The following is a 23,918-nucleotide window of genomic DNA, read 5'->3' as shown; positions in this document are numbered from 1 at the left end:
CTCTGCACGAAAGGTCCCATCATGCCGATTTGGACGTTGCACGGAGATGGAAAGAACATCAAACCGGGTGAAGTGGTCGCTCCCGGCGAGCGGCTCAGCTGGGGAAGAACCATCGGGCTGGGCAGCCAGCACGTGGTGTCGATGTTCGGCGCGACGTTCGTGTTCCCGATCATCATGGGCCTCAATCCTCAACTTGCCGTGATGATGTCGGGTTTCTGTACCCTCTTCTTCCTGCTGGTGGTCAAGGGACGCATTCCCAGCTACCTCGGAACGTCGGCGGCCTTTGTCGGTGGTATCGCCGCCATTCGTGCCCAAGGTGGAACGTCCGCAGAGGTGACCGGCGCGATCTTGGTGTCCGGACTCGTCCTGGCGGCCATCGGTATCGCGATCCACTTCCTCGGCGGCCGGGTCGTGTTCAAGGTTCTTCCGCCAGTGGTGACCGGCGCGGTGGTGATGCTGATCGGATTCAACTTGGCACCCGTCGTCGCGGGGCTGTACTGGCCGCAGGACCAGTGGGTGGCCCTGATCGTCATGGTGGCCCTGATCGTCATGAGTATCGCGCTACGCGGCTTCATGGCCCGCATCGCCATCTTCCTCGCGCTGATCTTCGGCTACGCCCTCTCCTGGATCCTCGACCGCGTCTCGGGCACGATCACCTCGTACGACGCAGGCACCGGTGAAATCACCGAGCATTTCCGCGTCAACTGGGATTCGGTGCACTCGGCGTCGTGGTTCGGACTGCCCCCGTTCTCGGACGAAGCCAACGGAATCGTCGGCATCCACGCCCCGTCGTTCAGCCTCACGTTCATCATCCTGGTCCTTCCGGGTGTCATCGCGTTGATCGCGGAGAATGCGGGCCACGTCAAGGCCGTGGCCGAGATGACCGGGGACGACCTCGACCCGTACATGGGACGTGCGCTTGCCGGCGACGGTTTTGCCACCGCTATCGCCAGCAGCGTCGGCGGCTCGCCCACCACGACGTACGCCGAGAACATCGGTGTCATGGCAGCGACCCGTGTGTACTCCACCGCCGCCTACGCGGTTGCCGGCATCGTCGCCATGATGCTCGGCTTCTCCCCCAAGTTCGGTGCCGTCATCTCGGCGACGCCCGGCGGCGTTCTCGGCGGAATCACCGTGGTGCTCTACGGCATGATCGGCCTTCTCGGCGCCAAGATCTGGAAGGAGAACGGTGTCGACTTCGGTAATCCGCTCAACCTCATGCCGATCGCGGCCGGCCTCATCATCGGTATCGGCGACACGGCTCTGAAGTTCAGTGACACGTTCTCACTCAGCGGCATCGCGCTCGGCACCATCGTCGTGATCGGGATGTACCACCTGTGCCAGTTCATAGGTTCGAAGAATCCTGAACTGAATGCGAAGAATCCGGAACCGAACAAGCCGGTCTCGAAGGCTCCCGGCGGCGATCGGGAGGAACCTGCCCCACAGCTCACGTGATGTAGAGCTGAATGTGTGCTCACACCGAAGGCCGGACATCCTCCGTGGAGGATGTCCGGCCTTTTCGGTGTTCCGGGTATTGACCGATCAGACGGAGGTACTGGCTTCGACCAGGCCGATCCGGTTGATTCGTTCGGTGCGGGTGATGAGCCGTTCAGTCGCATCGGTAGCGGTGAGCACGCTCAGCTCGTAGTGCAGGACCGCTCCGATACGGGTGCAGAATGCGGCGGATTCGTCCGCGGCATCGGGAAATTCGGGGATGACCCGATCGACGATGCCGCCCGCGAGCAGATCGAAGGACCTAATCCCTTGACTGGCAGCCATGTCCGGCGCGTGCGTGATGTCGTGGAACATGATTGCGCTCGCACCTTCGGGAGGTAAGGGCGACAGCCAACCATGGCGGGCCGCCAGCACTCGATCGGCCGGAATCAGTGCCAGGGCACCGCCGCCGGTGCCCTGCCCGAGCAGGAGGGAAATGGTGGGGACCTCGAGTGAAATCATGTCGGCTATGCACCGAGCGATCTCGCCGGCCAGTCCGCCTTCTTCGGCTTCCTTCGACAGTGCCGCGCCTGCCGTGTCGATGATCGTCACCAACGGCAGGTCGAGTTCTGCGGCCAGCCGCATTCCTCGCCGAGCTTCCCGGAGAGCGCCGGGGCCGAGTGGGGAGTGAGGAGTCTGTCCGCGTCGGTCCTGTCCGAGAAGGACACAGGGCATGTCGCCGAAGCGGACGAGTGCGAGCATGATGCCGGGATCATTCTCGCCTTGGCCGGTTCCGTTGAGCGGGAGCATGTCCGAAGCGGAATTGAGCAGCACTTCACGAATCCCAGGTCGGTCTTCGCGTCGGGATGCGACGACCGATTCCCACGCCGACGTATCGGGTGGGCAGTCGTACGCGCACGGGTCACTTGGCAGTGAGTACCCACGACGCGCCCCGGTGATGATGCGCAATGCGCGTTCGACGATTTCGGCGAGCTGGTCTGGCGGCCTCACTGCATCGATGAGTCCGTGCTCGTGAAGGTTTTCGGCTGTCTGGACACCGGCAGGGAAAGGTGAGTTGTACAAGGCCTCGAACACTCGGGGGCCGAGGAATCCGACGAGGGCTCCCGGTTCCGCGATCGTCACGTGACCGAGTGATCCCCAGGACGCGAATACGCCTCCGGTGGTGGGGTTTCGGAGATAGACGATGTAGGGTAGGTGCGCTTCTTTGTGCTTGATGAGCGCCGCGGTGATCTTGACCATCTGCAAAAACGCCGTCGTCCCCTCCTGCATGCGTGTCCCCCCGGACGTGGGAAGCGCAAGAAGGGGCAGGTGCTCCTGCGTAGCTCGTCGGATGGCGACGACAAGGCGTTCGCCAGCTGCCACGCCGATCGATCCGCCGAGAAAACCGAACTCGCAGACGATGATTGCCACACGGCGGCCTCGGACGGAGGCGCTGCCCGTCAGGACGGACTCGTCGAGCCCGGTCTTCTCCTGGGCCCGCAGAAGTGCTTCCGCGTAATCGGAGTCGGTCGCGACGGGGATCGGAGGGGTATCCCACGACTCCCAGGTGCCGGCGTCGATCACCAGGTCGAGCAAGTCGCGAGCCGTCAGGCGGTTCATCGGGTGAATCCTTGAAGCCATGACATGACTTCGTCAGTGTCTTCACCGAGTACCGGAGGTGCAGTGTGGCGGGTCTCCGTCACTTCGGTTCCGTCCGGATCGAAGAATCGCAGCGGCGGACCGGGCAGAGTGATGTTGCCGAGCGTGCTGTGGTCGACATCGACGAGCAATCCCTGTGATCGGGTCTGCTCCCATTCGTACACTTCGGAGATCGTCCGAACCCGTCCTGCCGGTACTCCGATGCGGTCGAGTTCGGTCAGAAGCTCGTCACGCGAGTACGGCTTGAAGGTACGTTCGATCAATTCGACTACCTGGAAGTGATTCTCGACGCGTTCGGCGTTTGTTGCCATACCCGGGGCGTCGGGATCGAGGTCGAATCCTTCGCAGAATCTTCTCCACAGGCTCTCGCTGCCGACCGAGATCTGTACTGCGCCATCGCCGGTACGAAAGAGTCCGTACGGTGCGATCGAGGGATGGTGGTTGCCTTGCGCTGTTCCTACCTCGCCGGCGACGGTCCACTTTGTTCCTTGAAACGCATGAACACCGACCACGCTGGCCAAGAGCGACGTTCGAACGACACGGCCTCTCCCCGTCTGTTCGCGTTCCTTCAAAGCTGCGACGACACCGAAGGCGCCGTACATTCCGGCGAGAAGATCGGCGATCGGAACTCCGACCCTTTGGACGTCGTCCGGACTCGAGCCGGTCAGCGACATGAGTCCGGCTTCCCCCTGGGCGATCTGGTCGTAGCCGGCGCGACCGCCTTCCGGACCGTCGTGGCCGAAACCGCTGATGGACAGGACGATCAGTCGAGGATTCAGTTCGGCTAGCCGCTCGGTGGAGAATCCGAGTCGATCGAGCACTCCGGTGCGGAAGTTCTCCATGAGAACGTCGGCGCGGCAGACGAGATCTTCGAGGGTCGCGCGCCCACTGTCGGATTTCAGATCGAGCGTGATCGATTTCTTGTTCCGGTTCGTGGACAGGAAATACGTCGATTCCCGTTGCGTGTTCGGCGGTTCCAACGGTGGTTCCACAAAAGGCGGCCCCCACCCACGGGTATCGTCGCCACCGTGAGGTGATTCGACCTTGATCACGTCGGCACCCAGATCGCCGAGCATCATTGCCGCGTGAGGACCCGCGAGTGCGCGCGTGAGGTCGACGACAATCACGTCGTGTAACGGACCACTACGAGCACTTGTGTTGTGAGGCTTCGAAGTCGAGTTCATGTCGCACCGCCGTGTTCTGGTGTAATTGGCTGAGCCAGTTGGTGGTTGAGGCCTCCGTAGTTCGGTCGACTCCGGTCCGCTGGACCGAGAAACCGGCCAGGGCCACTGAAGGAGGTATGTGCGGCCCGTCTTTCGAACGGTAAGCGCGCACCGGTCAACGGCACATGGGTAACCTTGCCGACGACGGGTGTCAGTGGTGGGTAAGAAGTGACGAACGCTCACCGCACGGCTGGATTGCGGTTGTATCGAACCGTAATTGGGGCGTTCTGTCAGCTCATCTCGTGCATCTTCATGACCTGCAGGGCGAGTGAGACGTTCAATCGAAGGACGGGGTCGTCGGTGAACGATCCGACGACGCTCTCCAGCTTTCCGATTCTGTATCGCAAAGTGTTGTAGTGCATATGCAGTGCGCGGGACGCCTCGGCGACATTGCAATTGCAGTCGAGCAGCGTCTGGAGTGTGAGACGCAAGTCTGCGGCTTCGGCGTTGTCCGCCGACAGCGACTTCAGAACGTCATCGGTGAAGGAACGTAGTTCGCTCTTGTCCGTCTGGAGCGAGAGGAGTCTGTGTACGCCGAGTTCGTCGAAGTGCGCTATCTGGCCCGGCCCGTTGATACGTCGGCCGACGACCACGGCCGTACAGGCTTGGTCGTAGGCCGCGGGCAGATCGGCCAAGGAGTAGATCACCCGGCTCACTCCCGTGCTGAAGGATCGGCGGCCGCTGGTGCGGTCTCCGGCAACCTTGCGCACCAACCCTTCGATGTCCCGAACCGCACGGTCGGTGCTGGTCGGGAAAAGTGTGACCACCTCGTGTCGAAACCCGACGGACGGTGCCGTCCGCTCGTGGGTGCGTACCACTTGTTGCCAGCCGTCGCTGAGTCGATCTTGGTCCGTGCGAGTGGAATTCGCGTGCTGGGATTCCGGGTGGTCGACGTCGAGTTCTGCAACCACAACGGCAAGGGGGCGAGTAACGTCCCACCCCAACTGGGTGAAGTGCGCGCTCACTTCCGCCGGCGAGCCGGCTTCGCCTATCAGTGCGTCGCGGAGAAAGTCGCCGCGAAATTTGGATTCCACTGCCGCAACTGCCAACTGCTTGGTGACGGCCAGAGCAGCCACGGTGGCCGCTCGCTCCAACGCTTGTACGACGACTGCGCCGAGTTCGTGGGTACCGGCGTACGCCACCATTCGGCCGTGGTCTGTGCCGCCGGCCACCACTCGGGTGAGCGCCAACTGGCCGGGAAATCCCTTGGGCGCGTTCTGTAAACCGACAGCAACCCGCTCGGTCAGGAATCGACCGGTGCTTTCGAACAACGGAAGCGCGTTCAGCGCGGCTGAATCCCCGGCCTCGGTCAATACCCTTCCGTCCGGCGAACAGATCAGAACGCTGACGTCGAAAAGCGCGGCGAATTCTGCGGCAATCTGAGGTAGATCGCCACCTTCCAAGACGATCGACGTCAACGAGCGGTGAAGTCGATCGGCGATGTCGAGTGCCGCGGACTGCTTTGCCACCAACTTGGTGAAGACCTCCGAGATCACCTCGTCGAATCCTGCGGTGACGGGAAGAACCAATAGCGGCAGGCCCCGCTGCTCTGCCATGTGCAGCATGGCTTCCGGCAGTTCGTCGAGATAGCGGCCCGTTTTCACGGCAAGTGCCGCGACTCCTCGACGTGCAAGACCGTCGACGAGGTCACTGAGATCTGTGTCGTCGAGAAGCTCTCCGGTTCGCCCGTAGCGCAGCGGGAACCCGGTTGTCACCAACAGTTCGTTCGGCTTCACCCAAGCGAGGATGTCCGGTACTTCCATCACGTTCACCGATTGAACGAGGTGGCGCAAGCCCCCGTGCCCGGCAAGGACTTCGGCTCCACGCAGACTGGGCAGCTCGAGGACATCCCGAACCGTCAGTCTGTAGTCGCCACCTTCTGGCAAATGTTGAAGCTCTTCGCTCGAATATTTGGCAGATCTATCCATGTCGCGAGACTACGCTCGATCGCACAGTGAACATTGTCAACAGTTGACGAAAATATCCTCCCGGAATGAGTGGTCTCCGTATGTCTGCCGACTATCTTGGTCCGAATTGGCGATCGCCGGCGTCTCCGAGTCCAGGTACCAGGAACGCATTTTCGTTCAGACCGTCGTCGATGCTCGCGGTGAGGAGCCGGACCGGATGTCCGGAATTCTTCAATGCTTCGATCCCTTCCGGAGCCACGACGACGCAAATTGCAGTCACGTCGGTTGCTCCGCGTGCAATGAGCAGATCGATTGTGCGGATGATGGATCCGCCGGTTGCCAACATCGGATCGAGGACGTAGACGGGGGTGCCCGACAAATCAGCAGGCAGGGACTCCAGATACGGAACCGGCTGGTGTGTCTTCTCGTCTCGCGCCATTCCCACGAAACCGACTCCCGCCTGCGGAATCAGGGCGCTCGCTTGTTCGACCATCCCGAGGCCGGCTCGCAGGACCGGTACCAGGAGCGGTGGATTCGCCAGTCGCACTCCCTGCGTCGGAGCAACTGGCGTCTCGATGTCGAACTGTTCCACTTCTGCGCCGCGCGTGGCCTCGTAGACCAACATGTGCGTCAGTCTGCGTAGGGCGGACCGAAATGTTGCGTTGTCGCTGCGAGCGTCGCGCATGGTCGTGAGCAGAGATGCCGCCAGCGGATGGTCGACAACAGTGGTGTCCATGGTCGAATCGTAAGTGAGAACCGATGGGGCGGCGCGCAACCGGTGAATCGGAGTCGAAATAACCAATCGCGGTTTTCGTTTGGGCAAGTATTGACGATGCCGAAGGGTTCGAGTCGTCATAGCGTGGTCGGCATGGCAGTTCCGAACCGCTCGGCTGGACTGGGCGCCGGGAGCTGTCAAGGCCCAATTTTGCCTCCACGATTCCCTATACAAGGAGATGCCAATGCCCGAAGCAATCGAGGTCCGTAAGGTTCCGCTACACAGCGTCTCCGACGCCAGTGAGCTCGCCAAGCTGATCGACGACGGTGTCCTCGAGGCCGACCGCGTCATTGCAGTCATCGGCAAAACCGAGGGTAACGGCGGCGTCAACGACTACACGCGCATCATCGCGGACCGAGCGTTTCGAGAGGTTCTCTCCGCCAAGGGCAATCGCAGCCTCGAAGAGGTGGCGCAGGTACCGATCGTCTGGTCAGGTGGTACGGACGGCGTGATCAGCCCGCACGCGACGATCTTCGCGACGGTACCGGCAGACAAGGTCACCAAGACCGACGAGCCGCGACTGACCGTGGGCGTCGCCATGAGTGAGCAATTGCTGCCCGAGGACATCGGCCGTACGGCGATGATCACCAAAGTAGCTGCGGCAGTCAAAGATGCGATGGCCAATGCCGGCATCACCGATCCTGCCGACGTGCACTACGTACAGACCAAGACTCCGTTGCTGACAATCCACACCATCCGTGACGCCAAGAGCCGCGGCAAGACGGTGTGGACCGAACAGACTCATGAGTCGATGGACCTGTCCAACGGCGGTACGGCCCTCGGGATCGCGGTTGCACTCGGCGAAATCGACATGCCGTCCGACGAGGATGTCATGCACAGCCGCGAACTCTTCTCTTCTGTCGCGTCCTGCTCGTCCGGCGTCGAGCTGGACCGGGCTCAGATCGTCGTCGTCGGTAATGCACGTGGCGTCGGCGGACGCTACCGGATCGGCCACAGCGTGATGAATGATCCGCTCGATCAGGACGGCATCTGGGCGGCGATCCGTGACGCCGGCCTCGAGCTTCCGGAGCGGCCGCACTCGAGCGACCTCGACGGTCAACTCGTCAACGTGTTCTTGAAGTGCGAGGCCAGCCAGGACGGAACGGTCCGCGGCCGTCGTAATGCGATGCTCGACGATTCCGACGTGCACTGGCACCGCCAGATCAAGTCGTGTGTCGGTGGAGTCACTGCCGCTGTCACCGGTGATCCGGCTGTGTTCGTTTCGGTCTCGGCAGCGCATCAGGGCCCCGAGGGTGGCGGCCCTGTCGCCGCGATCGTCGACCTCGGTCAGTAACAGGCAAGAACCTCGCTGGAAACCTCGACAGTCGCGCCGCCACCGGCAATTCGTCACTCGAATCGGTTGCCGGTGGCGGTGAGTCCGTCCGGTGTATTTCCTGGCGCACCCCACTTCACTGCTTGAAAGGATTCACGATGGTTCATGCTGCTGACCCTGTCGACGAGAGCGTTTCCGGTGCGCCCGAGAATCGCGAGCTCGTCATGGCCGATGCGGTCACGCTCAGTGGTCTGATACGTAGGCGTGAAGTGTCGTGTGTCGAGGTGATGGACAGCTTCCTCGACCAGATCGAAGCACATAACCCGGCGGTGAACGCGATAGTTGCCTTGCGGGATCGGGAAGCATTGACGGCGGAGGCGCGCGAGCGTGATTCGCAGTTGGCGAGTGGGCAGTATCTCGGTTGGATGCACGGGTTTCCGCATGCAGTGAAGGATCTTTCGGCAGCCAAGGGTCTGCCGTTCACCTCCGGGTCGCCGATGTTCGCGGACCGAATCGCCGAAGAGGACGACCTGTTCGTCAAGCGGATCAAGTCTGCCGGTGCCATTGTGATCGGCAAGACAAACACCCCGGAGTTCGGGCTCGGATCCCAGACGTACAACCCGGTGTGGGGTACGACGGTGTCGCCGTACGACAATTCGCGCACTGCCGGCGGTAGCAGCGGAGGCGCCGCAGCGTCGTTGGCGCTTCGCATGCTGCCGGTGGCTGACGGAAGCGATTACATGGGTTCGCTCCGAAACCCGTCGGCGTTCAACAACGTCGTGGGGTTTCGACCATCGTGGGGTCGGATACCGGAGACGGGATTCATCGCGCAGGGCGCGGTTGTAGGCCCGATGGGCCGAACCGTCACCGATGTGGCTCACCTGCTCTCCACGATGGCAGGGCCCGATGCTTATGCACCGCTGGGGATTCGTGAGGATCCCGCTGTGTTCACCGAAAGCCTCGCACGTGATCTGAAAGGCTCTCGGATTGCATGGGTCGGTGACTGGAACGGTTACCTGGCAACCGAACCTGGGGTTCTCGAGTTGTGTGAATCCTCGTTCGAGGTCTTCGAACAGCTGGGATGTCACGTCGAGGCGGCGCTTCCCGACTTCAAACCCGAGGACATCTGGCAACTGTTCTTGCGATGGCGTTGGTGGGCGCAGCTCGGCTTGATCGATCAGTACAACGACCCGAGTATGCGTGAGTTGATGAAGCCCGAAATGTTGTGGGAACTCGAGCATGCCGTCACCCTCTCGGCGCTCGACGTGACCAAGGCTGCGGAGGCCCGAAACGGCTGGCTGTCGGCCGTTACCAAGATGTTCGAAACGTACGACTACATTCTTGCGCCGAGTGCTCAGGTGTTTCCTTTCGACAAGAACACTCACTGGCCCGAGACCGTCGACGGGCGGTCGATGGACACGTATCACCGGTGGATGGAGACGGTTGTTCCCTGGACGATGGCCGGAGTTCCGGTTGCGGGGATGCCGGTCGGCTTCGACGATCGTTCGCTCCCCATGGGTATCCAGATCATCGGTCGGCACGGCGCCGACGTGGACGTACTCCAACTCGCCTACGCATTCGAGCAGGCAACCAAGTGGGTCGAGCGGGTACTTCCGCCCGCACTCCGCGTGAACTGACTCATCTATTTCGAACGTATCCAGTTGGGAGAGAACGACGATGGCTTCGGCATTGTGGCACGGGTTCGCGGACATGGGTGCTGTGGAGAAGAACGGCGCGTTTGTCGTCTCTCGCGGTGAGGGCGCGTACATCTGGGACCGTGAGGGCACGCGGTATCTGGATGCGACGGCGGGCTTGTGGTTCACCAATGTCGGGCACGGGCGCACCGAGATCGCGGATGCGGTGGCGGCTCAGTTGTCGAAGATTGCTCATTTCTCCAACTTCGGTGATTTTGTTCCCGAGACCACGCAGGTGTTGGCCGAGCGTCTGGCGGCCATCGCGCCGGTTTCCGGGAGCAAGATCTTCTTCACCTCGGGTGGTTCGGATTCGGTGGACACCGCGGCGAAGCTGGCTCGCCGGTACTGGCACGAGGTGGGGCAGCCGGAGAAGACGATCATCGTCGGACGCCAGAAGGCGTATCACGGGATGCATGTTGCGGGAACGGCTTTGGCTGGTATTCCGGTGAACCGTGAGGGTTACGGCGAGCTGATGGCGGATGCGGCGACGGTTGGTTGGGATGATGCGAAGAGTCTGCTCGAGTTGATCGAGCGGGTCGGTGCGAACAAGATCGCGGCGTTTTTCGCGGAGCCGATCATCGGTGCGGGTGGGGTGTATCTTCCGCCGGAGGGGTATCTGGCCGAGGTGCGTGACATCTGCCGTGAGCACGACATCCTGTTTGTGGTCGACGAGGTCGTGACGGGTTTCGGTCGGATCGGTGGTGAGTGGTTCGCGTCCACTCGTTTCGATTTGCAGCCTGACATGATGACCACGGCAAAGGGTTTGACGTCGGGTTATGTTCCGATGGGTGCGGTGTTCATTGCGCCGCGGGTGGCGGAGCCGTTCTATGCCGGTTCGTGGTGGCGCCATGGCTACACCTACGGCGGGCATGCCGGTGCTGCGGCGGCGGCGATGGCGAACCTCGACATTGTCGAGCGTGAGAATTTGCTCGTGGAGTCGAAGCGTTTGGAGGCGTCGTTGCATACGCATTTGCAGCCGCTGGCGGAGCATCCGCGGGTGGCGGAGGTTCGTAGTGGGCTCGGTGCGGTCGCGGCTGTGCAGTTGGCTGATCCGGCGGAGGCGTTGCCGTTTGTGAAGACGTTGCGTGAGCACGGTATTTCGGGTCGTGCTGCGGGTCAGGGTGCGATGCAGATTTCGCCGACGTTTGTCATGACCGATGATCAGGTCGCGGAGATGGCCGCGGGGATCCTCGCAGCCCTCGGCTAGGTACCTCGTTTTCCGTTGACAGACATCGTGTTACGGAATCATTAAGCCGACGAAAATGTTGGGGCCTGTCGTATCACGGTCCCAATTTCCGTCGGAACTGTCTCCAGCACTGACGATGACCCCTGCCCGCATCATCTGTCACCATTGTTGCCAATCTCGGTGAGCGGGTTCTGTCAGATTGTCATCACGTCCAAATCTTGGTGCTGTATTAGCGTTTCACTCCAGACACGGTGTTTGTGAGCTGGGGCACAAAGCATTTCGAACACCTTCCTTCTTCGCGAGAGGTCTCGTCATGCCTATCTGGACGTTGCACGGAGATGGAAAGAATATCGGGCCCGGTGAGGTGGTTGCTCCCGGCGAGCGACTCAGTTGGGCGAGAACCATCGGATTGGGTGGTCAACATGTCGTGTCGATGTTCGGCGCGACGTTCGTGTTCCCGATCATCATGGGCCTCAATCCTCAACTTGCCGTGATGATGTCGGGTTTTTGTACCCTCTTCTTCCTCCTGGTGGTCAAGGGGCACGTCCCCAGTTACCTCGGTACGTCCGCGGCCTTTGTCGGCGGCGTCGCCGCTATTCGTGCCCAGGGCGGAACGACGGCGGAAGTGACCGGTGCGATTCTGGTGTCGGGGTTGGTTCTGGGGTTCGTCGGTATCGCCATCCACTTTCTCGGCGGTGGCGTCATCGGTAAAGCGCTACCGCCGGTGGTCACCGGCGCAGTGGTGATGTTGATCGGGTTCAACCTGGCGCCGGTTGTCGCGGGGCTGTACTGGCCGCAGGACCAATGGGTGGCACTGATCGTGATGGTGGCACTGATCGTGATGAGCGTTGCGCTACGCGGTTTCCTGGGACGTATCGCCATTCTCGTCGCGCTGGTTTTCGGTTACATCTTCTCGTGGGTCCTGGACCGGGTCTCCGGTCCGATCACGTCCGCCAGTGGTAGTGGCGCACCCACCGAGCACTTTCGTGTCAACTGGGATTCGGTGCACTCGGCGTCCTGGTTCGGCCTGCCGCCGTTCTCGGACGAAGCCAACGGAATCGTCGGTATTCACGCTCCCTCGTTCAGCCTCACGTTCATCGTCCTGGTCCTTCCCGGTGTCATCGCACTGGTCGCGGAAAACGCCGGCCACGTCAAGGCAGTCGCAGAGATCACGGGCGACGATCTCGACCCGTACATCGGACGCGCAATTGCCGGTGACGGTTTTGCCACCGCCATCGCCAGCGCGGTAGGCGGCTCCCCCACGACGACACACGCCGAGAACATCGGTGTCATGGCAGCCACTCGGGTGTACTCGACCGCCGCGTACGTGATTGCCGGTTTCATCGCGATCCTGCTCGGCTTCTCGCCCAAGTTCGGAGCCGTCATGGCAGCGACGCCCGGCGGCGTTCTCGGCGGAATTCTTGTGGTTCTGTTCGGCATGATCGGTCTGCTCGGCGCCAAGATCTGGAAAGAGAACGGTGTCGACTTCGGGAATCCGCTGAATCTGATGCCGATCGCGGCCGGCCTGATCATCGGTATCGGTGACACGGCTCTGAAGTTCAGTGACACGTTCTCGCTCGGAGGTATCGCGCTCGGCACCATCGTCGTGATCGTGATGTACCACCTCTGCCAGTTCGTCGGGTCCTGGAACCCCGAGCTGAACAGGCCTAAGTCCGGACGGCAACCGAGCGCAACGCCGGGGGCGAATGCGTCGGATGACGAAAGGGAAGTGCCCGTGGCGCAGCTCACGTGATGCCAAGTTGAATGTATGCCAGGTATGACCCGTGACCGTTGTCACATCTGCACAAAACGTGAAGTGACTCATAGAGGCAGGATTGAGTAATGAAACCGTCGCCGCTGACTTATCACCGACCGTCCTCGGTCGAGGACGCGTGCCGAATCCTCTCCGAGGTATCTCACGAGGGGAAGGTGCTCGCCGGTGGGCAATCGCTTGTGCCGCTGCTGTCCATGCGCCTCGCCGCCCCCGCCCACATCGTCGACATCGGATCGATTCCTGACCTCGCTTCTGTGGCCTCGTCCGAAGACGAAGGAGTGCGGTTCCAGGCCCTGGCCACGCACTCGGTGCTGGCGGCCGACGAAGGTGCTCGCCGAGTTCAGCCTCTGCTGAACCGCGCTCTGCAGTTGGTGGCGCACCCCACGATCCGTAACCGCGGGACGAGCGTCGGCTCCATCGTCCATGCCGACCCGTCGGCGGAGATGCCGGCAGTCCTGACACTGCTCGGGGGCAGCGTGACCGTCCAGTCGGTGCGTGGCACCCGCGAGATCGCGTCGCCGGATCTCTTTGTCGGTCCCCTCGAATCGAGCCTGGAATCTGACGAGATCGCGGTGTCGGTGTCGGTGCCCGCCGCCGAGCCCGGTGTGGGAACCGCTATCGACGAGATCGCCCGTCGCCACGGTGACTACGCACTGGTCGGTGTCGTCGCGCGTATTCGCGTGGTCGACGGTCTGGTGGCCGAAGCACACATGACGTACGTGTCCGCCGGAGAGCTGGGGCAGGTCGTGGACTATACGGACGTGCTGGCGGGGGCATCTGCGACGGATCAGCGAGATCCGCGCTGGCGCACCCTCGGGGAATGCGCCCGCGCGCAGATAGATACCGAGGCAGACATTCACGGGACGGCGGCGTACCGCTCGCAACTGGTGTCCGCGCTCACCGCGCGGGTCGGGTTTGCAGCGGCAACAGATGCTCTCAGTGAGAACGCAGTACTGGCAGGAAAGTGGTGACCATGTCCAAAAACGATCGCTCCATCGATGATCAACTCGCCGAGTTGGCAGCAGATACCGGTGAACACCATGTGGCCGTGACGTTCACGCTCAACGAGGTGACGAGCACTGTCGTTCTCCCCTCCCGCACTCTGGCCTCGGACGCCATTCGTCACCACCTCCGTAAGACGGGAACGCACGTCGGTTGTGAACACGGTGTGTGTGGTGCGTGCACTGTGCTGCTCGACGGAAAGCCGGTGCGATCCTGCCTCGTCCTCGCCGCCAGCCTCGAAGGTCGATCGATCACCACCGTCGAAGGACTCGTCGAGCCGGACGGCACCTTGCATCCGGTTCAGCAGGCGTTCAAGGATTGTCACGGTTTGCAGTGCGGATTCTGCACACCGGGTTTCGTGACGACCATCGCGGCATTTCTCGAGGAGAACCCCAATCCCACGCGTGAGGAAGCAACCGACGCGATAGCGGGAAACCTCTGCCGTTGTACGGGATACCAGAACATCAGGGCGTCGGTTCTACGCGCCGCCGAGATCAAGCGTGAACGAGCCGGGCAGTTCCCGCTCGGAATCGACGACGCATCCACTCGGGAGGCGTTGGATCGCAAGGTGCGGGGAACAACGAATCCCGTCGGAGGACGGGCGGGTAAGGCATGAGTACTCCGGTCAAACCAGCAAAGCGCAACGGGGCCAAGCACCCCGCTTCCGATCATTCGACGGCCGATCATTCGGTTGCCGACGACGGCAAGTTTTTCGGCAAACCGATTCCGCGCGAGGAAGATACGCGTCTGCTCAGCGGTCAGGGGCGGTATCTCGACGATCTGGGTCACAACGCGCTGATCGCGGCATTCGTCAGGTCTCCGCATGCACATGCGCGAATCATCGACATCGACATCGATCAGGCACTGGAAGTGCCTGGCGTACATGCCATCTACACCTACGAAGATCTCCTGGCCGACACCCCGGAGATGGCGGAGAACCTGCCACTGCTCATTCCGCATCCGGGAATCATCGCTCCGCGTAACGGGTACCCCCTTGCAAAGGACGAGGTGAACCACGTCGGAGAAGCCATCGCCATGGTGGTCGCCGACAATCGGTACATCGCCGAGGATGCGTGCGCGAAGATCGACGTCACGTACGAGACGCTGAAGCCGGTAGTGGGAATCGACGTCGCTCGCACTGCCGACAATGCCGTTCACACTGACGTTCCGGACAACATCGCAGCTCATCTGCAGCACGGGTTCGGTGATCCGGATGCCGAACTTGCGGCCGCGCCGCACCGACTGACGCTGGATCTCGAAATCGAGCGTTCGGCATCCATGCCGATGGAGGGCAAGGGTGTCTACGCACGCTGGGACGGCGACGAGAACACCCTCACGTTCTGGACCTCCACTCAGACGTCCACCTCCGCCCGCGCCGCCATTGCCGCGCGATTGGGTATGGCGCTGAACAAGGTTCACTGCATCGCTCCCGACGTAGGCGGTGGATTCGGTGTCAAGATCGTCCATCCGTGGCCCGAAGAAGTGATGATCACGTGGGCCGCTCGACGCCTCGGCCAGGCCGGCATCTCCTGTGAGGTGAAGTGGGTCGAGGATCGCCGTGAGCACTTCATCTCGAGCGCACACGAGCGTGGACAGATCCAGAAGATCGACATCGGATTCGACGACGAGGGCCGTCTGTTGGCTTTCGACTTCACGTTCTGGCACGACAACGGCGCGTACCTGCCGTACGGGATCATCGTCATGATCAACACCGCGACGCAGGTTCTCGGGCCGTACAAGCCGAAGTCGTTCCGGGTCAACGCCTATTCGCTGTACACCAACACAGTCATCGTGACCCCGTACCGAGGCGCCGGACGCCCGCAGGCCGTGTTCGCGATGGAGCGATCAATGGACGCCATCGCCAAGTACCTGAACAAGGACAAGATCGCGGTCCGCGAGGCGAACTTCATTCGCCCCGAGGACATGCCGTACGACTTCGGTCTGATGTTCCAGGACGGACGCCCGTTGATCTACGACACCGGTGACTACCAGGCCGGTATCGACAAGCTCAAGAAGCTCATCGACTGGGACGGATTTCCCGAGTACCAGAGGAAGGCTCGCGCCGAAGGTCGGTCGGTCGGCATCGGTATCGGTGCGTACGTCGAGGGAACCGGACCCGGACCCTACGAAGGCGCGCACGTAGTGGTCGAGACGTCCGGAAAGGTCAAGGCGGCAACGGGCTTGACGACGCAGGGCCAGGGGCACCAGACAGCGTTCGCCCAGATCGTTGCAGACGATCTCGGAGTCAAGGTCTCGGACGTCGAGATCGTCACCGGTGACACCCGCCGGTTCGGTTATGCCGTCGGCACTTTCGCCTCACGTGGCGCGGTCATGTCGGGCTCGGCTTTCCACGTCGCGGCGCAGATGGTCGCGGAGAAAGCGAAGAAGATCGCGTCCGGAATCTTGAATCTGCCGGAAGGCGAACTGGAACTCCAGGGTGGTCACGTGTGCAAACTCGGCACCGAACCCGGAGTGGAAGGTACTTCTGTGCCGCTGAGTGTTGTTGCCGTTCTGTCGAACCCGCTACGATATGCGTTCGACCGTGAGTCGAAACTGGCTACCGGTTTTGCCACGACCGACACGGACATGTCGAAGCCGCCGATTCCCGAGGGTGAGCAGCCCGGTCTGGAAGCCACCGGCTACTACTCGCCGCCCGGTTCGACTTTCGCTTCGGGAGTGCACGCGGCGATCGTCGAAACCGATCCCGTCACAGCCGAGATCACGGTCCGTCGTTACGTCGTCATCCACGACTGCGGAAACGTGATCAACCCCCGCATCGTCGAAGGCCAGGTCATGGGCGCAGTCGCGCAGGGTATCGGCGGCGCACTCTACGAGCGGATCGTCTACGACGAGCACGGCCAGATGCTCAACGCGTCGTACATGGACTTCCTGATGCCGTTTGTCACCGAGATGCCGGATTCGCTCGAGATGGATCACACCGTCACGCCGTCGGGACTCAACCCACTCGGAATGAAGGGCGCCGGTGAAGCCGGTGTGATCCCGACCAGCGCCGTCATCGCGGCCGCCATCGAGGACGCCGAAGGAATCTCGATCACGTCCATGCCCATTTCACCGTCCGAACTGTTCGAACTTCGACTCGCACATGCGGGTTCGTCATCAGAGGAGAATGCATGAGAATCGCCGGCACCGCGCAGCTGACGGCACCTCGAGAAGAGGTCTACGACAAGCTCCAGGACGGTCGTGTACTGGCCGCGACCATTCCCGGTGTGCAGTCGCTCGAGCAGCTCACGGACAATCACTACAAACTCTCGATCATGGCAGGAGTCGCGTCCATCAAGGGCGTCTACGACGGTGAAGTTGTTCTTTCGCAACAAAATCGGCCCAATTCGTTTGTCATGACGGCTTCGGGCGCTGGTGCTCCAGGCACGGTGAAGGCGGACGTCACGGTCACGTTGACGGAGAACGAGGGTGGCACGCTGCTTTCGTACGACGCCGACGCGGTAGTCGGCGGGATGGTCGGCGGCGTCGGACAGCGGATGATCACCGGTGTCGCCAAGAAGATGGCCGGGGTGTTCTTCAAGAGCATCGACGGCGTCATTGCCAACGGCATCCCCGAGAAGGTCACTGCCGCCGTGGCGGCGGCCGTACCGGCAGTTGCGGTCGAGGGGGCGCCGGTAGTTTCCGGCGCCGCCACGGCACCAGCGGTTCTTCCGGCCGGTGTGCCGGCAGCGGGCGGCGCCGACGCTCGCACGGTGATGGTCAGCGCCGTCGTCGGTGCGGCCATTGCTTTGTCAGGTGTTGCTATAGGCGGATTCCTGGCCCGTTCTGGGTGTCGCGAGTAGTTCACCGGAGTGTCAGCAGCTGTTTCACGATGAGGGAAACGCCCCGAACCGACCAGGTTCGGGGCGTTTTTCACGTCCCCGTAACCCACATGGGCGCCGGCGAAGATCCGCTCGTGATCGTGCGCCGAACCTTGGTCCCCCGATTCGGCGAATTGTGACAAAGAATCCGCTCTTCCGAACCTGTGGAATAGCACTACACGTCAGGTACGAGCCACTTACCGGCTAGGCCGCAACCGTCGATCGGTACCAGACGAGACGAGCCAAAGATCCCAGGAGGAAGCGTGGAACCCAGGAAGATTCGGGTCGGTATCGATACCGGCGGAACGTTCACCGACATCGTTGCAGTGGACGACGAAACCGGCGCCATCGTCACTACCAAGACCCCGTCCACTCCGGCGGACCCCGCCGAGGGCTTTCTCGCCGGTATCGAGAAAGTGCTCGCCAAGCTCGGCGAGAGCGGCGACTCGATCGGTGCGGTCAGCCACGGGACGACGGTCGCGACCAACAAGCTGCTCGAAGGCAAGGTCGAGAATCTCGGCTTCATCACCACCGAGGGGTACGAGCACGTTCTCGAAATCGCTCGTCAGTCGGTGCCGGACGGTTACGGCAACTCGTACTTCTGGGTCAAGCCCGAACGCATCGTTCCTGCCGATCGTGTACGCACCGTCGGTGGACGGCTTTCCTTCGACGGCAGCGAGATTCGCCCGCTCGACGAAGAGAGCGTCCGTAGCGCAGCGCAGTTCTTCAAGGACCGCGGCATCCGCACCATCGGTGTCTGCCTCATGCACTCGTACGCCGATCCGACGCACGAGGAGCGCGTACGCGACATCCTCTTCGAAGTTTTCCCCGACGCGACGGTGAGCATCTCGAGCCAGGTGCTTCGTGAGTACCGCGAGTACGAGCGGTCCATCACCACACTCGTGGACGCCGCGGTCAAGCCGAACATCCGCAACTACGTGAACAACATCGCGAATCGTCTGCGTGAGTTCTCGACCACCGACGGCGAACCTCGCGATATCCCGTTTTACGTCATGAAGTCCAACGGCGGTGTCCTCTCGGCCAAAGAGGTTGTTCACCAGCCTATTACGACAGTACTTTCCGGACCGGCTGCCGGCGCTCTCGGTGCCGCGCTGATCGCCGACGCAGCCGGCGTCGAGCAGGTGTTGACCTGTGACGGCGGCGGAACGTCGACGGACGTCACCGTCGTGGTTCGCGGCGAGCCCGCGCTGACCACCGAAGGGCGAGTGGGCAACTACCCGTCGAAGATCCCGATGATCGATGTCGTGACCGTCGGCGCCGGTGGTGGGTCGATCGCGTGGATGACGCCGGAGCACACCCTCCGAGTCGGTCCTCAGTCGGCCGGCGCCGATCCCGGACCGTTGTGCTACGGCAAGGGCGGCAGCGAACCGACCATCACCGACGCGCACGTCCTGCTCGGTCGCATCCCACCCCACCTGCTCGGTGGTGAGATCCCCCTCGACACCGAACTGGCGCGCAAGGGACTCGAAGAGCTTGCAGCACAGCTGAGTCTGGGGTACGAAGAGTGCGCGGTCGGTGTCCTCGAGGTTTCGGCGTGGAACCAGGCCAACGCCCTGCGCCAGATCACCGTCAAGCGTGGTCTCGACGTTCGCGACTTCACCCTCGTGACCTTCGGCGGCTCCGGCTCACTGCTCGCCTGCCGTCTCGTCGACATCCTGGGTCTGAAAGACGTTCTCGTCCCGCTCAATCCGGGTAACGTCTCCGCGTTCGGTCTGCTGACGGTCGATGTCCGCAACGACTACGTCCAGACGCACGTCAGTCGTCACGACCGGTTGAAGGCAGAAGACCTGCAGAGCCAGTTTGATGCGTTGGCCGGCGAAGCCGAGATCGCGCTCGCCGAAGAAGGATTCGACGAGACGCAGCGCAAGTACTCCCGTACTGCGGATCTGCGCTACCTCGGTCAGGCCTTCGAGGTGCGCGTCCCGGTGGCGGAAGGTACCGTCACGGCGCAGATCATGGACGACGCGGCCGAGGCGTTCCACCAGGCGCACCGCGAACTGTACGGCTACGACTTCCGGGGAGACCCGTCGCAGCACGTGGAATGGGTCAACCTGCGCGTGAGCGGCATCGGTCCGATCAAGCGTCCGACGCTCAAGGAGATCGCCGCCGGAAACGGTGCCGAGACCGCCCGAACCGGTTCGCGCCAATCCTATTTCGACAGCTGGGTCGAGACGGCCACCTACGATCGCACACTGCTCGGTGCGGGTGACGTCATCGAAGGGCCCGCCGTGATCGAGGAGTTCAGCTCGACTGTTCCGATCCATCCCGGATTCTCGGCACGTATCGACACCTTCGGGAACATTCGTATCTCGAAGTCTTCCGACTCGAACGGAGTGAAGTGATGACCGCCATTCTCGATGCTGCTGCTGCCACCGCGGCCAAGCCGTACCGACTCACCGCTACCGACGGCGCGTCACCTGATCCGATTCTGGTCGAGATCGTCGCCGGTTACCTCGCCAGCGTGGAAATGGAAGTCGAGACCTCCATTTCGCGCACCTCGCGTTCACCGATGATCCGTGACGCTCACGACTTCCGCGCAGGTATTCACGACCGGAACCTCCGCAAGCTCACGGGCCGTTCGTATTCCGCTCTGGTTCATCCGATCGCGCGGGACTTCCCGCTCGAGACGATGAAGCCGGGAGACGTGTACTTCCACAACGACGTCTACCTGTCCGAAGGTGGAATCGGCCATCTCCCCGACCTCTGCGTCACCGTGCCGGTCTTCGCACGCGTCACTCCCGATGCCGAACCGAAAGTTGTCGCCTTCGTTCAGGCATTCGGTCACCACGACGACATCGGCGGTTGCTGCCCCGGTTCCATGCCGTCCGGTGCGACCACGGTGTACGAAGAGGGGCTGATGGTTCCGCCGATCAAACTGTGGGACCAGGGCATTCCGAACGAGGCGGCGCTGCGCATCATGACGCGCAACTCCCGCATGCCCGACGCTCTCGCAGCCGATCTCGATGCCGAGTGCTCGGCGTGCCTGATGGGTGCGCGTCGACTCACCGAATTGTTCGAGCGCTACGGCGTCGACACTGTCGAGTCGTGCTTCGACGCGATGATGGACGCGACCACCGAGACGTACCGCCGCGAGATCCTCAGCAAGATCCCGGTCGGTGAGTACACGTGGGAGGACTACGCCGAGCATGACGGCGTCGACGAGCCGATGCTCCACATCCAGCGCATCACGCTCACGAAGACGCGGCCGGAAGACGAGGGTGGCGAGCGACTCATCCTGGACTTCAACGGAACCGGGCCGCAGGCAAAGGGCCCGATCAACCACTGCGGCGACTACGCGGACGGAAACTTCCTCATCAAGTGGCTGGCGCCGATTCTGCGTAACCTCGCGGACACCCCGGAGCGCATGGCCGAACTGGATGTCAACGAAGGCGTCGTACCGCTGATCGAGATGAAGTTCCCCGAGAAGGGAACGCTGATCACTCCGATCTTCCCCGCTCCCACCAACGCTCGCACGTTTGTCATCCTCCGCTTGCTCGGTGTGCTGGCCGGCGTCGTGGCCAAGGCCGTGGACGGCAACATGCCCGCCGATCAGGAAACCATCAGATACACCGGTGTTTACGGTGAGGACTTCGAGGGTCACTCGTACCTCATGCGTGAGGTACTCGGCGGCGGTTCGGGCGGACGCTACTACGCCGACGGTGAGGACACGATTCACGTCGTTCCCGACTCGCGGAACCTGCCGACCGAGTTCACCGAGAGCCGCTTCCCGTTCATCGTCGAGAAGCTCGGTCTGGCCATGGATTCCGGCGGAGCCGGACGCTACCGCGGGGGCCTGGGATACGAGAAGCACATCCGCATGCTCAAGGATGCGCACTTCATGTCCATCGCGGACCGTTCGATCCTCGCCTGCTGGGGAGTCAAGGGCGGCAAGGCCGGCCGGCCGTTCTCCGTAGTCCTGAATCCGGGTGGACCGAACGAGCGTGAGTTCGATGCTCTGACCGATGCCGAGCCGATCAAGGCCGGCGAGGTCGTACGGATTCGTACCACCGGTGGCGGCGGTTGGGGAGATCCACTGGAGCGTCCCACCGAGGAAGTCTTGCGAGATATTCAGTGGCGCAAGGTTTCCGTCGAGGGCGCACGCGTTGACTACGGAGTTGTCGTGATCGAGGGTGACGAGCCGTCTGTCGACGAGGCTGCTACCACGGAGCTACGGGATCAGTTGCGTTCGGAGCGCGGTGAGAACGAACCCTTCTTCGATCGGGGTCCGGGCTACGCACAGCTTTCCGGTGGCGCCACCTCAGCGGTCTACGACTACGTCTAGGACGGAAAACTCTCATGGAGAACGGAATTGCTTGCGGCGCCGACATCGCGGTGATCGGCGCCGCGGGTAAGACCGGTGAGGCAGTTGTCGCCGCACTTCCCCCGAGCGTGACAGTTCGGCGACTGGTGCGAAAGGCCCGTATCGACGGCGACTTCGAGGTCGAACTCGGAACGGGAAACGGACTGCGCAAGGCGCTCGCCGGGTGCCGAGGCGTGTATTTCATCGCCCCCAACGTCCATCCCGACGAGCCGGCACTTCTTCGCAATGCGCTGACGGCAGCGGCTTCGGCGGGAGTGGAGCACTTTGTCTATCACTCCGTCGCGTGGCCGTTCAGCCCGTCCATGCCGCATCACCTGGACAAAGCCAGATGTGAGGACGAACTGCATCGCTCCCCGCTGAAGTGGACTGTGTTGCAGCCGTGCGCGTATGCCGAGAACTTCGAGGCGGTACTCACCGGTCGATCCGAGACCATCGTCCTGCCGTACAGCGCGGACACGAAATTCTCGTTCGTGAGTTTGGCGGACGTGGCGGCTGTTGCCGCGGTCGTACTGAGCGAGGGCCCGGGTGAGCATCACGGAGCGACGTACGAAGTGGGCGGTCCTGAAGCAGTCAGCGTCATGGAGGTGGCACAGATGGTGGAGAAGCAGACGTCACGGACCGTCACGATAGATCAGATCAGTGTGGATCAATGGCGCGAACGGATAGGCAACGACCTCGACGTCAACGCCAGCTCGCGTCTGGCCGCGATGTTCGACTTCTACAACCGCCATGACTTCCTCGCCGGCAGTGCGGCCGTCGAACTGCTGTTGGGTCGCCGACCGACGGGAATCGAGAGCCTGATTCGGTGAAGCTTGCTACGACATGCCTCCTGCCGCCCAGACCACGAGCGGTGGAAGAGCGGCCAGGATCAGGCAGACCGTTCCGTTGAGCCACTTGTGCTCCACCGTTACGGCGGCGAACTCGCGCAGGATCGCGCTCGGCAGGTAGTACCGGGCGGTGCGGGAACCGATGACTTCTGCGTCCAATCCGAGGCTTCGGGCAAACGTCGCGGTTCGGAGGATGTGGAAGTTGCTGGTGACCAGAACCATCCGAGGGTCCGTGGTGTCGGCGCGGAGGAGGTCCCGCGTGTACTCGAGGTTCTCGAGCGTGGTGGTCGAACGGTCCTCGAGCATCACGTTCTCACGCGGGATCCCGTGATCGACGAGGTAGACGCACATTGCCTCCGCCTCGCTGACGGCCTCGTCCGATCCTTTCCCGCCGCTGACGACCAACAGCGGTGAACGTCCTTCGCCGACCTCGGCACGAAAGACGTCCGCTGCCTTGTCCAGACGGCTGGCCAGCAGGGGCGTTACGTCGGCGCCCGAAAGCCCAGCTCCGTGCACCACTATCGCGTCCATCCCGGGCTGGTACTTCTGGCGTCCGTAGACGTAGGAGTAGAGCAGAAAGCTCGTGAACAAGAACCCCAGGTACGACGCGACCAGACTGAATGATCCGAGAACGACTGCGAGCCAGTATCTCTGCGTCAGCAACGCGGATGCGAGCAGCACATAGGGAACGAGCAGTCCGAGGCCGGCGACGAGCGAGAGCAGATTTGCGATGCTGAATCCCTCGCGCCGCAGCATCGTGACCCCGTTGACGATCAGGAACCCTGCGAGCAGGAGCACAAGCAACGGCGAGAGCAGAGCGATCGTCGCGATCACAAACGACGGGACCTCGGTTCCCGGCGCACCCGACTGCAACATCCAGAAACCGGTGAAGATCAGTCCGAGAAGTAGATAGACGCCGTTGCTCAGCCTCCGCCTGTCCTGTCTGAACCGGTAGCCGCAGAATCCGAGCAGCGCGAGGCCGATGAGGAGAAGGATCACGG

At 62.3% G+C, this 23,918-nt stretch carries 17 protein-coding genes; 12 read left to right on the top strand and 5 right to left on the bottom strand.

The window, feature by feature from the left end; translation table 11 throughout:
* Positions 1-21 precede the first annotated feature (21 nt).
* Positions 22-1,455, top strand: a complete 1,434-nt coding sequence (locus ACSW29_RS00965) for a uracil-xanthine permease family protein (protein ID WP_230817701.1) — start codon at positions 22-24, stop codon at positions 1,453-1,455.
* Between the two features lie 87 nt (positions 1,456-1,542).
* On the opposite strand, the gene ACSW29_RS00960 is transcribed toward ACSW29_RS00965, so the two are convergent.
* From ACSW29_RS00960 to upp, 4 genes are all read right to left on the bottom strand, one after another.
* A complete protein-coding gene (locus ACSW29_RS00960; protein ID WP_317827013.1) occupies positions 1,543-3,054 on the bottom strand; it encodes a carboxyl transferase domain-containing protein in 1,512 nt (503 codons plus the stop codon).
* The gene (locus ACSW29_RS00955) at positions 3,051-4,277 is read right to left on the bottom strand and encodes a CaiB/BaiF CoA transferase family protein (protein ID WP_230817699.1); all 1,227 of its coding nucleotides are present in this window, start codon (positions 4,275-4,277) and stop codon (positions 3,051-3,053) included. The genes ACSW29_RS00960 and ACSW29_RS00955 overlap by 4 nt, the downstream gene beginning before the upstream one ends.
* A gap of 269 nt (positions 4,278-4,546) precedes the next feature.
* Positions 4,547-6,244, bottom strand: coding sequence for a PucR family transcriptional regulator (locus tag ACSW29_RS00950; protein ID WP_003946020.1), 1,698 nt, complete (start codon positions 6,242-6,244; stop codon positions 4,547-4,549).
* 91 nt (positions 6,245-6,335) lie between these two features.
* Positions 6,336-6,959 (bottom strand): uracil phosphoribosyltransferase, encoded by a 624-nt coding sequence (upp, locus tag ACSW29_RS00945; RefSeq protein ID WP_230817696.1) that lies wholly within the window; start codon positions 6,957-6,959, stop codon positions 6,336-6,338.
* A gap of 223 nt (positions 6,960-7,182) precedes the next feature.
* Between upp and bar the strand changes: the two genes are divergently transcribed.
* The 11 genes from bar (at position 7,183) to ACSW29_RS00890 (ending at position 22,899) form a co-directional block, all read left to right on the top strand.
* Positions 7,183-8,292, top strand: coding sequence for a barbiturase (gene bar, locus ACSW29_RS00940; RefSeq protein ID WP_448276140.1), 1,110 nt, complete (start codon positions 7,183-7,185; stop codon positions 8,290-8,292).
* A 137-nt stretch (positions 8,293-8,429) separates the two neighbouring features.
* The gene (locus ACSW29_RS00935; RefSeq protein ID WP_347872323.1) at positions 8,430-9,908 is read left to right on the top strand and encodes an amidase; all 1,479 of its coding nucleotides are present in this window, start codon (positions 8,430-8,432) and stop codon (positions 9,906-9,908) included.
* A gap of 40 nt (positions 9,909-9,948) precedes the next feature.
* Positions 9,949-11,172 carry an aminotransferase family protein gene (locus ACSW29_RS00930; RefSeq protein WP_448276139.1) on the top strand — a complete coding sequence of 408 codons (1,224 nt, stop codon included), beginning with the start codon at positions 9,949-9,951 and terminating at the stop codon, positions 11,170-11,172.
* A 292-nt stretch (positions 11,173-11,464) separates the two neighbouring features.
* A complete protein-coding gene (locus ACSW29_RS00925; RefSeq protein WP_448276138.1) occupies positions 11,465-12,904 on the top strand; it encodes a uracil-xanthine permease family protein in 1,440 nt (479 codons plus the stop codon).
* 89 nt (positions 12,905-12,993) lie between these two features.
* A complete protein-coding gene (locus ACSW29_RS00920; protein ID WP_317827006.1) occupies positions 12,994-13,896 on the top strand; it encodes an FAD binding domain-containing protein in 903 nt (300 codons plus the stop codon).
* Between the two features lie 2 nt (positions 13,897-13,898).
* The gene (locus ACSW29_RS00915; protein WP_029256750.1) at positions 13,899-14,543 is read left to right on the top strand and encodes a (2Fe-2S)-binding protein; all 645 of its coding nucleotides are present in this window, start codon (positions 13,899-13,901) and stop codon (positions 14,541-14,543) included.
* Entirely contained in the window at positions 14,540-17,062 is a 2,523-nt protein-coding gene (cutA, locus tag ACSW29_RS00910; protein WP_448276137.1) for an aerobic carbon-monoxide dehydrogenase large subunit, read from the top strand. The genes ACSW29_RS00915 and cutA overlap by 4 nt, the downstream gene beginning before the upstream one ends.
* Entirely contained in the window at positions 17,059-17,730 is a 672-nt protein-coding gene (locus ACSW29_RS00905) for an SRPBCC family protein (protein WP_095971644.1), read from the top strand. Before cutA ends, ACSW29_RS00905 begins: the two co-directional genes overlap by 4 nt.
* A gap of 281 nt (positions 17,731-18,011) precedes the next feature.
* Entirely contained in the window at positions 18,012-20,111 is a 2,100-nt protein-coding gene (locus ACSW29_RS00900; protein WP_230815769.1) for a hydantoinase/oxoprolinase family protein, read from the top strand.
* Positions 20,111-22,051, top strand: coding sequence for a hydantoinase B/oxoprolinase family protein (locus ACSW29_RS00895; RefSeq protein WP_448276136.1), 1,941 nt, complete (start codon positions 20,111-20,113; stop codon positions 22,049-22,051). Before ACSW29_RS00900 ends, ACSW29_RS00895 begins: the two co-directional genes overlap by 1 nt.
* 14 nt (positions 22,052-22,065) lie before the next feature.
* The gene (locus tag ACSW29_RS00890) at positions 22,066-22,899 is read left to right on the top strand and encodes an NmrA family NAD(P)-binding protein (protein WP_448276135.1); all 834 of its coding nucleotides are present in this window, start codon (positions 22,066-22,068) and stop codon (positions 22,897-22,899) included.
* A 6-nt stretch (positions 22,900-22,905) separates the two neighbouring features.
* Here ACSW29_RS00890 and ACSW29_RS00885 read toward each other — a convergent pair whose 3' ends face one another.
* Positions 22,906-23,916 carry a YdcF family protein gene (locus tag ACSW29_RS00885; RefSeq protein WP_448276134.1) on the bottom strand — a complete coding sequence of 337 codons (1,011 nt, stop codon included), beginning with the start codon at positions 23,914-23,916 and terminating at the stop codon, positions 22,906-22,908.
* Between the last annotated feature and the right edge of the window lie 2 nt (positions 23,917-23,918).

It is taken from the genome of Rhodococcus sp. GB-02, assembly GCF_053470465.1.
Note: the sequence above shows the minus strand (reverse complement) of the source record. Positions and strands in the feature narration are given on the sequence as shown.

Coding starts and splice junctions, on each gene's coding strand:
- ACSW29_RS00965 (WP_230817701.1), top strand. CDS start 22: ATGCCGATTTGGACGTTGCACGGAGATGGAAAGAACATCAAACCGGGT.
- ACSW29_RS00960 (WP_317827013.1), bottom strand. CDS start 3,054: ATGAACCGCCTGACGGCTCGCGACTTGCTCGACCTGGTGATCGACGCC.
- ACSW29_RS00955 (WP_230817699.1), bottom strand. CDS start 4,277: ATGAACTCGACTTCGAAGCCTCACAACACAAGTGCTCGTAGTGGTCCG.
- ACSW29_RS00950 (WP_003946020.1), bottom strand. CDS start 6,244: ATGGATAGATCTGCCAAATATTCGAGCGAAGAGCTTCAACATTTGCCA.
- upp (WP_230817696.1), bottom strand. CDS start 6,959: ATGGACACCACTGTTGTCGACCATCCGCTGGCGGCATCTCTGCTCACG.
- bar (WP_448276140.1), top strand. CDS start 7,183: ATGCCCGAAGCAATCGAGGTCCGTAAGGTTCCGCTACACAGCGTCTCC.
- ACSW29_RS00935 (WP_347872323.1), top strand. CDS start 8,430: ATGGTTCATGCTGCTGACCCTGTCGACGAGAGCGTTTCCGGTGCGCCC.
- ACSW29_RS00930 (WP_448276139.1), top strand. CDS start 9,949: ATGGCTTCGGCATTGTGGCACGGGTTCGCGGACATGGGTGCTGTGGAG.
- ACSW29_RS00925 (WP_448276138.1), top strand. CDS start 11,465: ATGCCTATCTGGACGTTGCACGGAGATGGAAAGAATATCGGGCCCGGT.
- ACSW29_RS00920 (WP_317827006.1), top strand. CDS start 12,994: ATGAAACCGTCGCCGCTGACTTATCACCGACCGTCCTCGGTCGAGGAC.
- ACSW29_RS00915 (WP_029256750.1), top strand. CDS start 13,899: ATGTCCAAAAACGATCGCTCCATCGATGATCAACTCGCCGAGTTGGCA.
- cutA (WP_448276137.1), top strand. CDS start 14,540: ATGAGTACTCCGGTCAAACCAGCAAAGCGCAACGGGGCCAAGCACCCC.
- ACSW29_RS00905 (WP_095971644.1), top strand. CDS start 17,059: ATGAGAATCGCCGGCACCGCGCAGCTGACGGCACCTCGAGAAGAGGTC.
- ACSW29_RS00895 (WP_448276136.1), top strand. CDS start 20,111: ATGACCGCCATTCTCGATGCTGCTGCTGCCACCGCGGCCAAGCCGTAC.
- ACSW29_RS00890 (WP_448276135.1), top strand. CDS start 22,066: ATGGAGAACGGAATTGCTTGCGGCGCCGACATCGCGGTGATCGGCGCC.